Source organism: Streptomyces sp. NPDC034084 (genome assembly GCF_055575535.1).
On the sequence record NZ_JBVISK010000001.1, the window covers coordinates 112,927 to 126,096 of the forward strand.

Below are 13,170 nucleotides of genomic sequence, written 5' to 3' on the forward strand. Positions count from 1 at the left end.
CACCTGCGATCAGACGTTGAAGCCGAGGGCGCGCAGCTGCTCGCGGCCGTCGTCCGTGATCTTGTCCGGGCCCCACGGGGGCATCCAGACCCAGTTGATCTTCAGCTCGCGGACGATGCCGTCCGTCGCGGACTTCGCCTGGTCCTCGATCACATCGGTCAGCGGGCAGGCCGCCGACGTCAGGGTCATGTCCAGGGTCGCGATGTTCGAGTCGTCGATGTGGATGCCGTAGATCAGGCCCAGGTTGACGACGTCGATGCCCAGCTCGGGGTCGACGACGTCGTACAGCGCCTCACGGACTTCTTCCTCGGAGGCCGGCTTCATCGTGGCCTCGGCGTTCTCGGTCATGCCGACTTCCTCTCCGCCGCGTCGCCCAGGGCCTGGGCGGTCGCGTCCTTCCACGCCATCCAGCTGAGCAGCGCGCACTTCACACGGGCGGGGTACTTGGAGACCCCGGCGAACGCGACCGCGTCCTCCAGGACCTCCTCCATCGCCTCGTCCGGCTCGATCTGGCCCTTGGACTGCATCAGCTCCAGGAAGGTGCCCTGGATCTTCTGCGCCTCGGCCAGTTCCTTGCCGACGAGCAGCTCGTTGAGGACGGAGGCCGAGGCCTGGCTGATGGAGCAGCCCTGGCCCTCGTACGACACGTCCTCGATGCGCGAGCCGTCGTACTTCACGCGGAGCGTGATCTCGTCGCCGCACGTGGGGTTGACGTGGTGCACCTCGGCGTCGCCGTCCCGAAGACCGCGCCCGTGGGGGTGCTTGTAGTGGTCCAGGATGACGTCCTGGTACATCGAATCCAGCTTCACGAGCCGTCCCCTAGCCGAAGAAGTTCCGTACGTGCTCCAGACCCGCGACCAGGGCGTCGACCTCGCCGGGGGTGGAGTACAGATAGAACGACGCCCGCGTGGTCGCAGGAATTCCGTACCGCAGGCAGACCGGCCGCGCGCAGTGGTGGCCGACCCGGACCGCGATGCCCTCCTCGTCGAGGACCTGGCCCACGTCGTGCGGGTGGATGTCGCCCAGCGTGAAGGAGATCGCCGCGCCGCGGTCCTCGGCCGTGGTGGGGCCGATGATGCGCAGGTCGGGCACCTCCTGGAGGCGCCGGACGGCGTACTCGGTGATCGCGTGCTCGTGGCGCGCGATGTTCTCCATGCCGATCGCCGACAGGTAGTCCACGGCCGCGCCGAGGCCGACGGCCTGGGCGATCGGGGGCGTACCCGCCTCGAACTTGTGCGGGGCCGGAGCGTACGTGGAGGAGTGCATCGAGACGGTCTCGATCATCTCGCCGCCGCCGAGGAAGGGCGGGAGGTCCTCCAGGAGCTCCTGCCGTCCCCACAGCACGCCGATGCCGGTCGGGCCGCACATCTTGTGGCCGGTGAAGGCCACGAAGTCGGCCTGGAGCGCCTGCACGTCCAGGACCATGTGCGGGGCCGCCTGGGAGGCGTCGATGCAGACGAGCGCACCGACCTCCTGGGCGCGGCGGATGATCGTCTCCACCGGGTTGACCGTGCCGAGCAGGTTCGAGACCAGCGTGAACGAGACGATCTTGGTCTTCTCGGTGATGACCTCCTCGATGTTCGAGAGGTCGAGACGGCCGTCGTCGGTGAGGCCGAACCACTTCAGCTTCGCGCCCGTGCGCTGCGAGAGCAGCTGCCACGGCACGATGTTGGAGTGGTGCTCCATCTCCGTGATGGCGATCTCGGTCTCGTGGTCCACGCGGTAGGGCTCGTCGGCCCAGCCCAGCATGTTGGCCACGAGGTTGAGCGACTCGGAGGCGTTCTTGGTGAAGATCACCTCGTCGCGGCTCGGCGCGTTGATGAAGGCCGCGACCTTGTCACGGGCGCCTTCGTACAGCGCCGTCGCCTCCTCGGCGACCGTGTAGACGCCGCGGTGGACGTTGGCGTTGTGACGCTCGTAGTACGTGTTGAGCGCGTCGAGGACCTGCCGCGGCTTCTGCGAGGTCGCCGCGGAGTCGAGGTACACGATCTTCTTGCCGTCGTGGACCGTGCGATCCAGGAGCGGGAAGTCCTTGCGGATCGCCTCGGTGTCGAGGAGGCCGGAGAGCCCCTGATGGGCAGAAGTCACGCGGATGCGCCACCCTTCGTGCTGTAGGCCTCGTAGCCCTCGTTCTCCAGCTTGTCGGCGAGCTCGGCGCCGCCGGACTCGACGATGCGGCCGCCGGAGAACACGTGCACGAAGTCGGGCTTGATGTAGCGGAGGATCCGCGTGTAGTGCGTGATCAGCAGCGTGCCGACCTCGCCGGTCTCACGGACGCGGTTGACGCCGTCGGAGACCTGACGCAGCGCGTCGACGTCCAGGCCGGAGTCGGTCTCGTCGAGGATCGCGATCTTCGGCTTGAGGAGCTCCATCTGGAGGATCTCGTGGCGCTTCTTCTCGCCGCCGGAGAAGCCCTCGTTGACGTTGCGCTCGGCGAAGGCCGGGTCCATCTGGAGCTGCTCCATCGCGGACTTGACCTCCTTCACCCAGGTGCGCAGCTTGGGGGCCTCACCGCGGATCGCGGTGGCGGAGGTGCGCAGGAAGTTGGAGACCGAGACACCGGGGACCTCGACCGGGTACTGCATGGCCAGGAACATGCCGGCGCGGGCGCGCTCGTCGACCGACATCTCCAGGACGTCCTCACCGTCGAGGGTGACGGTGCCGCTGGTGATCGTGTACTTCGGGTGCCCGGCGATCGAGTACGCCAGGGTCGACTTGCCGGAGCCGTTGGGGCCCATGATGGCGTGGGTCTCGCCCTGCTTCACGGTCAGGTCGACGCCCTTGAGGATCTCCTTCGTGCCGTTCTCGGCTTCGACGGAGACGTGCAGGTCGCGGATTTCAAGCGTTGCCATGGGTGACTCAGGACTCCTGGGTGACGGAGACGAGCACATCGTCCCCTTGGATCTGTACGGGGTATACGGGGACGGGGCGCGTCGCCGGAAGGCCGGAGGGCTTGCCGGTGCGCAGGTCGAAGCTGGAGCCGTGCAGCCAGCACTCGATCGCGCAGTCCTCGACCTCGCCCTCCGAGAGGGAGACGTTCGCGTGCGAGCAGATGTCGTTGATCGCGTACACCTCGCCCTCGGTGTGCACGACCGACACCGGCGTGCCGTCGACCTCGACCCGCTTCGGGGTGTCGGTCTCCAGCTCGCTCAGCGCGCAGACTCGGACGAAGGCCATCAGACGGAGGCCTCCAGCTCCGCCTCGATCTTGGCGAGGAGCCGCTCCTGGACGTCCGGCAGACCGATCTGCTGGACGAGCTCCGCGAAGAAGCCGCGGACGACGAGGCGGCGGGCCTCGGTCTCCGGGATGCCGCGGGCCATCAGGTAGAAGAGCTGCTCGTCGTCGAAGCGGCCGGTGGCCGAGGCGTGACCGGCGCCGGCGATCTCGCCGGTCTCGATCTCCAGGTTCGGCACGGAGTCGACCCGGGCGCCGTCCGTGAGGACCAGGTTCCGGTTGAGCTCGTACGTGTCGGTGCCCTCGGCCGCGGCCTGGATGAGCACGTCGCCGATCCAGACGGCGTGCGCGTCCTGGCCCTGCAGCGCGCCCTTGTAGGCCACGTTGGACTTGCAGTGCGGGGTGTTGTGGTCGACCAGGAGGCGGTGCTCCTGGTGCTGGCCCGCGTCGGTGAAGTACAGACCGAAGAGCTCGGCCTCGCCGCCGGGGGCCGCGTACGCCACGCGCGGGTGGAGGCGGACGACGTCGCCACCGAAGGTGACGACGACCGACTTGAAGGAGGCGTCGCGGCCGACCAGCGCGTTGTGCTGGCCGACGTGGACGGCCTTCTCGTCCCAGTCCTGGACGGAGACGACGGTCAGCTTGGCGCCGTCGCCGAGGACGTAGTCCACGTTGGCGGCGAGCACGGCGTCACCGGTGTGGTCGAGGACCACGACGGCCTCGGCGAAGGCGCCGAGCTCGATCACCTGGTGGCCGAAGGCGACGCCGCCCTGGCCGTGCACGGAGATGCGGATCGGCTCGGTGAGCACGGCGTCCTTGGCGACGGTGACGACCGAGGCCTTCTCGAAGGACGAGTACGCCTGGGCGGCGACGCGGTCGACGGGCGTGCCGGCCTTGCCGAGGCGCTCGTCGTCACGGCCGACGGTCTCCACGGTGACGCCCTCGGGGGCCTCGATCTCGACCTTGACGCCGACGGCGGTGCCGAAGGTTCCGTCGTGGAGTCCACGCAGTCGAGCCAGCGGAGTGAACCGCCACTCCTCCTCGCGGCCGTGCGGGACGGGGAAGTCCGCGACGTCGAAGGACGGGGGCGCGCTCATGCGCGTGGCGACGGTGGACTCGGCGGCCACCGCGATCGAGCCGGCGGTGGTGGAGCCCGCCGGGATGTTCTGAGCCTCAGCCATGGCTGTCGTGTTGCTCTCTTCCTGCCTCGTCTTACGGGCCCGCCCCGGGCGGAGGGCCGGTCCGGCCGGGCGCCTTGCGGCGCCGGCCGGGGACCTGCCGTCGTGCGGCGGGCTCGCGGGGCTCAGCGACTGAGCCCGGGTCGTTTGCCTGGTCTGGGGGGCGCTCTAGCCCACCGCGCCTTCCATCTGCAGCTCGATCAGCCGGTTGAGCTCCAGGGCGTACTCCATCGGGAGCTCCTTGGCGATGGGCTCCACGAAGCCGCGGACGATCATCGCCATGGCCTCGAACTCGGTGAGGCCGCGGCTCATCAGGTAGAAGAGCTGGTCCTCGGAGACCTTGGAGACGGTGGCCTCGTGTCCCATGGAGACGTCGTCCTCGCGCACGTCCACGTAGGGGTACGTGTCGGAGCGGGAGATCGTGTCGACGAGCAGCGCGTCGCAGAGGACGTTGGACTTGGAGCCCGGGGCACCCTCGCCGATCTCGATGAGACCGCGGTAGGAGGTGCGGCCGCCGCCTCGCGCCACCGACTTGGAGACGATGTTGGAGGAGGTGTTCGGGGCCATGTGGACCATCTTGGCGCCGGCGTCCTGGTGCTGGCCCTCGCCCGCGAAGGCGATGGACAGGGTCTCGCCCCTGGCGTGCTCGCCCATGAGGTAGACGGCCGGGTACTTCATGGTGACCTTGGAGCCGATGTTGCCGTCGACCCACTCCATGGTGGCGCCCTCGTAGGCGACGGCGCGCTTGGTCACCAGGTTGTAGACGTTGTTCGACCAGTTCTGGATGGTCGTGTAGCGGCAGCGGCCGCCCTTCTTCACGATGATCTCGACGACGGCGCTGTGCAGCGAGTCCGAGGAGTAGATGGGGGCGGTGCAGCCCTCGACGTAGTGGACGTAGGCGTCCTCGTCGACGATGATCAGCGTCCGCTCGAACTGGCCCATGTTCTCCGTGTTGATGCGGAAGTAGGCCTGGAGCGGGATCTCGACGTGCACGCCCTTCGGCACGTAGATGAACGAGCCGCCGGACCAGACGGCCGTGTTCAGGGAGGCGAACTTGTTGTCGCCGACCGGGATGACGGTGCCGAAGTACTCCCTGAAGAGCTCCTCGTGCTCCTTCAGCGCGGTGTCGGTGTCGACGAAGATGACGCCCTGCTCCTCCAGGTCCTCACGGATCTGGTGGTAGACGACCTCGGACTCGTACTGGGCGGCGACACCGGCGACGAGGCGCTGCTTCTCCGCCTCGGGGATGCCGAGCTTGTCGTACGTGTTCTTGATGTCCTCCGGCAGGTCCTCCCAGGACTCGGCCTGCTTCTCGGTGGACCGCACGAAGTACTTGATGTTGTCGAAGTCGATGCCGGAGAGGTCGGAGCCCCAGGTCGGCATGGGCTTCTTGCCGAAGAGGCGCAGACCCTTGAGGCGCAGCTTCAGCATCCACTCGGGCTCGTTCTTCTTCGAGGAGATGTCGCGGACGACGTCCTCGTTCAGACCGCGCTTGGCGGTGGCACCGGCCGCGTCGGAGTCGGCCCAGCCGTACTCGTACCGACCCAGGCCCTCGAGCTCGGGGTGGCTGATCTCGGTGGTCATGCGGGGTTCCTCCCGGCCGTACTTGCGGATGCTGATTCGTTGGTCTGTGGGGCGCTGTGCGGGATGAACGTGGTGCAGACGCCGTCACCATGCGCGATGGTGGCCAGACGCTGGACGTGCGTTCCCAAGAGGCGGGAGAAGAACTCCGTCTCCGCCTCGCACAGCTGGGGGTACTGCTCGGCGACGTGGGCGACCGGGCAGTGGTGCTGGCAGAGCTGCTCGCCGACCGGCGCGTTCCGCGCAGTGGCAGCGTACCCGTCCGCCGTGAGGGCCTTGGCCAGCGCCTCCGTCCGCTGGGCGGGCTCGGCCGACCCGACGGCCTCGCGGTACGCCCCGGCCTGGGCCTCGATCCGGTCGCGGGCGAAGGCGGCGACGGCCGCCTCCCCTCCGGCGTTGCGCTCGATCCAGCGGAGCGCCTCGACGGCGAGGGAGTCGTACGACTGGTCGAAGGCGTCCCGGCCGCAGTCGGTGAGGGCGAAGACCTTCGCGGGGCGGCCGCGGGAACGGGTCCCGTAGACGCGCTGCTCACGGGCTTCGACGACGTTCTCGGCGACCAGCGAGTCCAGGTGGCGGCGGACGGCGGCCTGGGTGAGACGGAGTCGTCCGGCCAGATCCGCGACGGTCGAGGGACCGTGGTCCAGGATCGACCGCGCGACCCGGTTGCGCGTGGAACGCTCTCGGGTCGCGAGTTCCTCCACGGGAGCCGCGCCAACGTTTTTCACAACGCCATTGTTGCGTAATTAATCGGGGAGTGACAAGCGGGGTCCGGAGCGACGACGGTGCGGTACGTCACTCAGGTAAGGCTTACCTGACCTGCGGAAACAATCATTCATAGGATGAATCACGAGGCGTCTGACCAGGGCCGATGGGCCCGCCCCGGCCCTGCGGCCGCACCACCGTCCGGCCCCGCGAGCCCACCAGACGCGCGAAGAAATCCGCGTCGCGGACGGCCGCGCCGCCGGGGTCGTTGTTGAAGAACGCGAACACGTCCGCCCCCTCCGGCCAGGCCGCCACGATCCGGTCCGCCCAGGTCGCGAGCGACTGACGGCCGTAGCGGGGCCAGGGCCGCGCCCGGCCCTCGTGGAAGCGGACGTATCCCCAGTCCGCCGTCCGCCACAGCGGCGTCACCGGCCGCGAGCCCCGGTCCGCCCAGCACAGGGCGGCCCCCCGGTCCCTCAGGACCGCGGCGATCTCCTCCGTCCACCAGGAGTCGTGCCGCGGCTCGACCGCCACCCGCACCCCGGCGGGGAAACACCCGAGCACCGCGTCCAGCAGTCCGGCGTCGGCGCGCAGCGTCGGCGGCAGCTGGAGCAGGACGGGCCCCAGCCGGCTCCCCAGCGCCTCGGCCCGCCCCATCAGCCGCTCCACGGGTTCCTCGGGGTCCTTCAGGCGCTTGATGTGCGTGAGGAAGCGGCTGGCCTTCACCGCCATCACGAAACCGTCGGGCGTCCGCTCCCGCCAGGCCGCGAAGGTCTGGCGCTCGGGCAGCCGATAGAAGGCGTTGTTGTTCTCCACGGCCGCGAACGAGCGCGCGTACTCCTCCAGCCAGAGCCGCTGCGGCAGCCCCGCGGGGTAGAACGCGCCGCGCCAGTCCCGGTACTGCCATCCGGACGTGCCGATGTACACGGGCATACGCTGCTCCTTCCCCGTGCCGCTCGCCTCACCCCCACCGGCCGGACGGCCGGGGCCGGGGCGGGGCGGGGGCCGGAATCCGGGGGCGCGGCCGGGACGCGCCGGGCGGGTCCTTAGACTTCCCGGCATGGAGAACGAGCCCGTCGTCCAGGTCCGCGGCCTGGTCAAGCGGTACGGAGACAAGACCGCCGTCGACGGCCTCGACCTCGACGTCCGCGGGGGCACCGTCACCGCCGTCCTCGGCCCCAACGGAGCCGGCAAGACCACCACCGTCGAGACCTGCGAGGGATACCGCAGGCCCGACGGCGGCAGCGTCCGCGTCCTCGGCCTCGACCCGGTCGCCGACGCCGCCGCCCTGCGCCCCAGGATCGGCGTGATGCTCCAGTCCGGCGGCGTCTACTCCGGCGCCCGCGCCGACGAGATGCTCCGCCACATGGCGAAGCTGCACGCCCACCCGCTGGACGTGGACGCCCTCATCGAGCGGCTCGGCCTCGGCTCCTGCGGACGCACCACCTACCGGCGCCTCTCCGGCGGCCAGCAGCAGCGCCTCGCACTCGCCATGGCCGTCGTCGGCCGCCCCGAGCTCGTCTTTCTCGACGAGCCCACCGCCGGACTCGACCCGCAGGCCCGCCGGGCCACCTGGGAGCTGGTCCGCGAGCTGCGCGCCGACGGCGTGACCGTGGTCCTCACCACCCACTTCATGCAGGAGGCGGAGGAGCTCGCGGACGACGTCGCCATCGTCGACGCCGGCCGGGTCGCCGCCCAGGGCAGCCCCGAGGAGCTGTGCCGCGGCGGCGCCGAGAACACCCTGCGCTTCACCGGCCGCCCCGGCCTCGACTTGGGCTCGCTGCTCAAGGCGCTGCCGGACGGCTCGGCCGCGGAGGAACCGCTCCCCGGCACGTACCGGATCACCGGCACCGTCGACCCGCAGCTGCTCGCCACGGTCACCACCTGGTGCGCCCAGCACGGCGTCATGCCCGGGGGCATCTCCGTCGAACGCCACACCCTCGAAGACGTCTTTCTGGAGCTCACCGGCAAGGAGCTGAGGTCATGAAGTCGGGCACCGCGCGCATCGGCCGGGGCTCCGGGGGTCGCCCCCCGGGCAAGCACAGCCTGGAGCTGACCGGCAAGGAGCTGAGGTCATGAAGTCGGGCACCACGCGCCTCGGCCGGGGGTCCGGGGGGACGTACGCACCGAAGCCGGGGGCCGCTCCCGTCGGGCGGATGATCGCGGCGCAGACCGCCCTGGAGACCAGGATGCTGCTGCGCAACGGCGAGCAGCTGCTCCTGACGGTGATCATCCCGTCGCTGCTCCTGGTGCTGTTCTCCACCGTCGACATCCTCGACACGGGCACCGGCAAGGCCGTCGACTTCCTCGCCCCCGGCGTCCTCGCGCTCGCCGTGATGTCCACCGCCTTCACCGGCCAGGCCATCGCGACCGGTTTCGAGCGGCGGTACGGGGTGCTCAAGCGCCTGGGTGCCTCACCGCTCCCCCGCTGGGCGCTCATGACCGCCAAGACGCTCGCCGTCCTCGTGACCGAGGTCCTCCAGGTCGCGCTCCTGACCGCGATCGCCCTGGCGCTCGGCTGGTCCCCGCACGGCAGCCCGCTGTCCGTCGTGCTGCTCCTGGTCCTCGGCACGGCCGCCTTCTCCGGACTCGGCCTGCTGATGGCCGGCACCCTGAAGGCCGAGGCCACCCTGGCCGCCGCGAACCTGGTCTTCCTGCTGCTCCTGGTGGGCGGCGGGGTCATCGTCCCGCTGGAGAGGTTCGGCGCCGCGGGCGACGTGCTCGCGCTGCTCCCGATCTCCGCGCTCTCGGACGGCCTGCGCGACATCCTCCAGAACGGGGCGCCGCTGCCGTGGGGGGACGCGCTCGTCCTGGCCGTCTGGGCGGTCCTGGGACTGGGGGCGGCGGCGAAGTTCTTCCGCTGGGAGTGACCCCAAGGTTCCGTTCCGCCGCATACGCCCCCCTCGTGAAAGCGCGCACAAGCGGCGTCCTACGATAGGGCCCGTGCTGACCCCCCTCGCCTCCATCGCCCGGCGCTGGACCCCGTCTCCCCGGACGCTCCGGCGCGCAGCGCTCTCCGCCGTCGTGATGAGCGTGCTCATCATCGTCACGGGCGGCGCGGTCCGGCTGACCGGTTCCGGTCTCGGCTGCGACACCTGGCCGAAGTGCACGGACGACAGCCTCATCGTGACGCCCGAGCAGGGTTACCGCGGCGCGATCGAGTTCGGCAACCGGATGCTGACGTACGTCCTGTCGGCCGCCGTCGGCTGGGCGATCATCGCCGCCCGGTCCACCAAGCCGTGGCGGCGCGGGCTCACCCGGCTCGCCTGGGCCCAGTTCTGGATCGTGATGAGCAACGCCGTCATCGGCGGCGTCACGGTGTGGATGGGCCTCAACCCGTGGACCGTGGCCGGCCACTTCCTCGCCGCGAACTCCCTGCTGACGGTCGCCGTCATCACCTGGCACCGCACCGGCGAGGGCGACACCGCCCCCCGGCCGCGGGTCCCCCGCCCGGTCCGGAAGCTGTCCTGGGCGATCACGCTCTTCTCGGGCCTGCTGATCGTGCTCGGTACGACGGTGACCGGCGCCGGCAAGCACGCCGGCGACAGCAGCGACGTCCCGCGCATGCCGTGGGACTGGACGAACGCCGCCCACGTCCACGCGATCGCCGCCTGGGTCGTCTGCGCCCTCGCGCTCGCCATGTGGCTGGTCCTGCGCGTGGTGGACGCCCCCCTCGACACCCGGGCCCGCGCCCGCGACCTGCTGATCGTGCTGGCGCTTCAGGGCGGCGTGGGCTATCTGCAGTACTTCACGGGTGTCCCCGAGCTCCTGGTCGCCGTCCACATGCTCGGCTCCTCGCTGATGTGGATCGCCGTCCTGCGCCTCGCCCTGAGCCTGCGCGAGCGCCCCCTCGCCACGCCCCCGATCCCCGCCCAGGCCGACCCGGAACTCGCGGCCACGGCCTGACGGCCCCCGGCCCCGACGGGTCTACCGGCTCCCCGCGAGCCGGTAGACCCGTTTCGCGTTGCCGGCCGCGAGCATCGTCGCCACCCGCTGCGCGTCCGTACGGGACCAGGCGCCCTCCATGACCCACTCCCCCAGCACCCGGGTGAGCGCCGAGCGGAACGCGCCGGCCGCCACCACGTGGAGTTCGGGCAGCCCCTGGGCTCCGCTGGAGAACAGCAGCTTGCCGAACGGCGCCCGTTCCAGGACCTCGGCGAGGACGGCCGACGCCCGGGCCCCGGTGTGGGCGAGGACGGGGCCGAGGTCGGCGTACACGTGCGGGTGAAAACCGGTGAGTCGGGCCGCCGCCCGGTGGTGCGGATAGGCGTGCAGCACGACGAGGTCGGTGCCGAGGCCCGCGGTGGCGGCGGCGAAGCCGGCCAGGACGGCCGGGTCCCGGTCCCCGGTGTGCAGCTGGAGGGGGCGCCCGGCGGTGACCGCGATCCAGAGCAGATGGCGCAGCAGGACGGGGTCGGTGAGCGGGCCGCCGGCCGGGCGCGCGGCCAGCCAGCGCCCGGCTGCCCGGCGTACCTCTCCCGGACCGGGCGGCTCGGGCGCGGCCGTGAGCCCTTGGCGTACTCCCGCCACGGGGGCGAAGGCCGCGGAGGCGAGGGCCACGGCGCCGGCGGCGGCCCCGTGGACGGCCTCTGCGAGGTTGGCGAGGAAGGACTCGACGGTGCCGGAGGTGTCGGCGACCTGTTCGGCGAGGGGTTCGAGGCGGACGATCTCGTGGGCCTCGGCGGCGGCCGCCGCGCCGAGCTCGGCGGGGCGCGTGAGGTCGCCGGGGAGCCCGGTGTCGACCAGGTAGGTGGAGATCCCGGAGGCGCGCAGCAGCCGGCGTCCGGCCTCGGCGGCGCCGAGTTCCCGGCGGCGGGCGAGGTAGCGGGCGGGCGGGCAGTGCGGTTCGAGGCCGAGGAGCGGCGGGCACCAGCGGCGCACGGCGAAGCCGGTCTGGGTGTCGAAGAAGGTGGTGCCCGCGGCGGGCAGGGCGGCCGCCCCGCCGAGGTGGGCTGCGAGGTGGGCGCCGAGCCGGGCCTCGAAGGTGCCGAGGCCGAGTTCCGTACGGAGCACCCCGTGGCAGTACTGGTCCACCAGGTCCGGCGTGTCGATCATCTCGGGGGGCTCCCTGTGTGGACGTGTCTCCACACGTCCTAACGGGTGAGCCCCGCGCGAGGTTGCCGCCTCAGCTGTTGGAGGGGCCGCCGATCTGGATGCCGGCCATCCGGGTCCACTCGTACGGGCCGGTGGCGACCTTGGCGGCGAACTCGCCGTCGAACTCCTCGTGGAGGGTCAGGCCGGCCTTCTCGGCGGCCTGCCGCGCGATCTCGTACGTCGGCGCGACGAGGTCGCCCCAGCCGCCGTCGGTGCCGACGAGGACGATCCGGGTGCCCGCCTGGCCGATGTGCGCGAGGTGCCCCTCGGAGCCGCCGTGCGCCTTGGAGAAGGCCTGGATCTCCTTGGCGAGCTTGGCCGCCTTGCGCTCTTCCTGCTTCGTTTCTGCCATGACACGGATGCTACCGAGGGGTAGATCGAGTGGCGACGGCCGGGCCGTGTGGGCTGTCCCACGTGACCCGGCCGTCCGCCGTTCCGTATCAGATGAGCGCGCCGCGCCGGAGGCCTAGCGGAGGAACGGGTCCACCGCGACCGCCACGAAGAGCAGCGAGACGTAGGTGATGGACCAGTGGAAGAGGCGCATCTCCTTGAGCTTGGCGCCGGTCACCTCCGCCTTGGCGCGGTTCAGGAGCCCGTGCGCCTCCCAGAGCCACCAGCCGCCGGTGACCAGCGCCACGGCCGTGTAGAACCAGCCGGTGTAGCCGAGCGGGGTGAGCAGCAGGGAGACGGCGACCATGACCCAGCTGTAGAGCACGATCTGCTTGGCGACGACCTTGTTGGAGGCGAGGACCGGCAGCATGGGCACGCCCGCGCGCGCGTAGTCGTCCTTGACCTTCATCGACAGCGGCCAGTAGTGCGGCGGCGTCCAGAAGAAGATGACGAGGAAGAGGATGACCGCGGCCCACGACATCGAGTTCGTCACGGCCGACCAGCCGATGAGGACCGGCAGGCAGCCGGCGATGCCGCCCCAGACGATGTTCTGGGCGGTGCGCCGCTTGAGGATCATCGTGTAGACCACGACGTAGAACAGGAGCGCGCCGAGCGAGAGCGCGGCGGAGAGCCAGTTGACGAGCAGGCCGAACCAGAGCGTGGAGACCACGGCGAGGGTGAGTCCGAAGACGAGGCCCTCGCGCGGGGTGAGTACGCCGGTGACCAGCGGGCGCTGGGAGGTGCGGTCCATCAGGGCGTCGATGTCCCGGTCGATGTACATGTTCAGCGCGTTCGCGCCGCCCGCGGAGAGGTAGCCGCCGAAGCAGGTGGCGAGCACCAGCCAGAGGTTCGGCACTCCCTGTTCGGCGAGGAACATCACCGGAACGGTCGTGATGAGCAGCAGTTCGATGATCCGCGGCTTGGTCAGCGCCACGAATGCCTTGACGCGAGCCCCGAACGGCCGATGGCCCCCCGGGCTGGGAGTCAAGACGACCCCTGCGGGTCGGGACTCGACGGCCGTCACGCACACCCCTGACAGAGAATTTCCCAG

15 protein-coding genes are annotated in these 13,170 nt (G+C 70.8%); 3 read left to right on the forward strand and 12 right to left on the reverse strand.

What is annotated here, in order from left to right; translation table 11 throughout:
* Positions 1-9: 9 nt before the first annotated feature.
* From ACZ51I_RS00540 to ACZ51I_RS00580, 9 genes are all read right to left on the reverse strand, one after another.
* Positions 10-348, reverse strand: a complete 339-nt coding sequence (locus ACZ51I_RS00540) for a metal-sulfur cluster assembly factor (protein ID WP_468870554.1) — start codon at positions 346-348, stop codon at positions 10-12.
* Complete coding sequence (gene sufU / locus ACZ51I_RS00545; RefSeq protein WP_468870556.1) at positions 345-809, reverse strand: Fe-S cluster assembly sulfur transfer protein SufU; 465 nt, start codon at positions 807-809, stop codon at positions 345-347. The genes ACZ51I_RS00540 and sufU overlap by 4 nt, the downstream gene beginning before the upstream one ends.
* A gap of 10 nt (positions 810-819) precedes the next feature.
* Positions 820-2,088, reverse strand: coding sequence for a cysteine desulfurase (locus ACZ51I_RS00550; protein ID WP_468870558.1), 1,269 nt, complete (start codon positions 2,086-2,088; stop codon positions 820-822).
* Positions 2,085-2,852 carry a Fe-S cluster assembly ATPase SufC gene (sufC, locus tag ACZ51I_RS00555; protein WP_384143233.1) on the reverse strand — a complete coding sequence of 256 codons (768 nt, stop codon included), beginning with the start codon at positions 2,850-2,852 and terminating at the stop codon, positions 2,085-2,087. The genes ACZ51I_RS00550 and sufC overlap by 4 nt, the downstream gene beginning before the upstream one ends.
* 7 nt (positions 2,853-2,859) lie before the next feature.
* A complete protein-coding gene (locus tag ACZ51I_RS00560) occupies positions 2,860-3,177 on the reverse strand; it encodes a bifunctional 3-phenylpropionate/cinnamic acid dioxygenase ferredoxin subunit (RefSeq protein WP_468870559.1) in 318 nt (105 codons plus the stop codon).
* Positions 3,177-4,355: a Fe-S cluster assembly protein SufD gene (sufD, locus tag ACZ51I_RS00565; protein ID WP_468870560.1), complete on the reverse strand. Its 1,179-nt coding sequence runs from the start codon at positions 4,353-4,355 to the stop codon at positions 3,177-3,179. Before sufD ends, ACZ51I_RS00560 begins: the two co-directional genes overlap by 1 nt.
* Positions 4,356-4,520: 165 nt before the next feature.
* A complete protein-coding gene (gene sufB, locus ACZ51I_RS00570; protein ID WP_468870562.1) occupies positions 4,521-5,936 on the reverse strand; it encodes a Fe-S cluster assembly protein SufB in 1,416 nt (471 codons plus the stop codon).
* Positions 5,933-6,658 (reverse strand): helix-turn-helix transcriptional regulator, encoded by a 726-nt coding sequence (locus tag ACZ51I_RS00575; protein WP_468870563.1) that lies wholly within the window; start codon positions 6,656-6,658, stop codon positions 5,933-5,935. Before ACZ51I_RS00575 ends, sufB begins: the two co-directional genes overlap by 4 nt.
* Before the next feature lie 103 nt (positions 6,659-6,761).
* On the reverse strand, positions 6,762-7,568 hold the full coding sequence (locus ACZ51I_RS00580; protein WP_468870565.1) for a DUF72 domain-containing protein: 807 nt from the start codon (positions 7,566-7,568) through the stop codon (positions 6,762-6,764).
* A 127-nt stretch (positions 7,569-7,695) separates the two neighbouring features.
* On the opposite strand from ACZ51I_RS00580, the gene ACZ51I_RS00585 reads away from it, so the two are divergent.
* From ACZ51I_RS00585 to ACZ51I_RS00595, 3 genes are all read left to right on the forward strand, one after another.
* Entirely contained in the window at positions 7,696-8,622 is a 927-nt protein-coding gene (locus ACZ51I_RS00585; RefSeq protein WP_468870566.1) for an ABC transporter ATP-binding protein, read from the forward strand.
* Positions 8,623-8,710: 88 nt separating this feature from the next.
* Positions 8,711-9,505 (forward strand): ABC transporter permease, encoded by a 795-nt coding sequence (locus ACZ51I_RS00590; RefSeq protein WP_468870568.1) that lies wholly within the window; start codon positions 8,711-8,713, stop codon positions 9,503-9,505.
* A gap of 64 nt (positions 9,506-9,569) precedes the next feature.
* Positions 9,570-10,541, forward strand: a complete 972-nt coding sequence (locus tag ACZ51I_RS00595) for a COX15/CtaA family protein (RefSeq protein ID WP_468871657.1) — start codon at positions 9,570-9,572, stop codon at positions 10,539-10,541.
* A gap of 21 nt (positions 10,542-10,562) precedes the next feature.
* Here ACZ51I_RS00595 and ACZ51I_RS00600 read toward each other — a convergent pair whose 3' ends face one another.
* The 3 genes from ACZ51I_RS00600 to ACZ51I_RS00610 all read right to left on the reverse strand — a co-directional run bounded on the left by ACZ51I_RS00600 (position 10,563) and on the right by ACZ51I_RS00610 (position 13,143).
* Positions 10,563-11,690, reverse strand: a complete 1,128-nt coding sequence (locus ACZ51I_RS00600) for an amidohydrolase family protein (protein WP_468870569.1) — start codon at positions 11,688-11,690, stop codon at positions 10,563-10,565.
* Positions 11,691-11,760: 70 nt separating this feature from the next.
* Entirely contained in the window at positions 11,761-12,081 is a 321-nt protein-coding gene (locus ACZ51I_RS00605; protein ID WP_468870571.1) for a hypothetical protein, read from the reverse strand.
* Positions 12,082-12,195: 114 nt separating this feature from the next.
* A complete protein-coding gene (locus ACZ51I_RS00610; RefSeq protein WP_468870572.1) occupies positions 12,196-13,143 on the reverse strand; it encodes a heme o synthase in 948 nt (315 codons plus the stop codon).
* Positions 13,144-13,170: the final 27 nt, after the last annotated feature.

Excerpts from the sequence above, each read along its gene's own strand:
- ACZ51I_RS00600 (WP_468870569.1), bottom strand. The coding sequence starts at position 11,690 with ATGATCGACACGCCGGACCTGGTGGACCAGTACTGCCACGGGGTGCTC.
- ACZ51I_RS00605 (WP_468870571.1), bottom strand. The coding sequence starts at position 12,081 with ATGGCAGAAACGAAGCAGGAAGAGCGCAAGGCGGCCAAGCTCGCCAAG.
- ACZ51I_RS00580 (WP_468870565.1), bottom strand. The coding sequence starts at position 7,568 with ATGCCCGTGTACATCGGCACGTCCGGATGGCAGTACCGGGACTGGCGC.
- ACZ51I_RS00590 (WP_468870568.1), top strand. The coding sequence starts at position 8,711 with ATGAAGTCGGGCACCACGCGCCTCGGCCGGGGGTCCGGGGGGACGTAC.
- ACZ51I_RS00540 (WP_468870554.1), bottom strand. The coding sequence starts at position 348 with ATGACCGAGAACGCCGAGGCCACGATGAAGCCGGCCTCCGAGGAAGAA.
- ACZ51I_RS00560 (WP_468870559.1), bottom strand. The coding sequence starts at position 3,177 with ATGGCCTTCGTCCGAGTCTGCGCGCTGAGCGAGCTGGAGACCGACACC.
- sufC (WP_384143233.1), bottom strand. The coding sequence starts at position 2,852 with ATGGCAACGCTTGAAATCCGCGACCTGCACGTCTCCGTCGAAGCCGAG.
- sufD (WP_468870560.1), bottom strand. The coding sequence starts at position 4,355 with ATGGCTGAGGCTCAGAACATCCCGGCGGGCTCCACCACCGCCGGCTCG.
- sufB (WP_468870562.1), bottom strand. The coding sequence starts at position 5,936 with ATGACCACCGAGATCAGCCACCCCGAGCTCGAGGGCCTGGGTCGGTAC.
- ACZ51I_RS00585 (WP_468870566.1), top strand. The coding sequence starts at position 7,696 with ATGGAGAACGAGCCCGTCGTCCAGGTCCGCGGCCTGGTCAAGCGGTAC.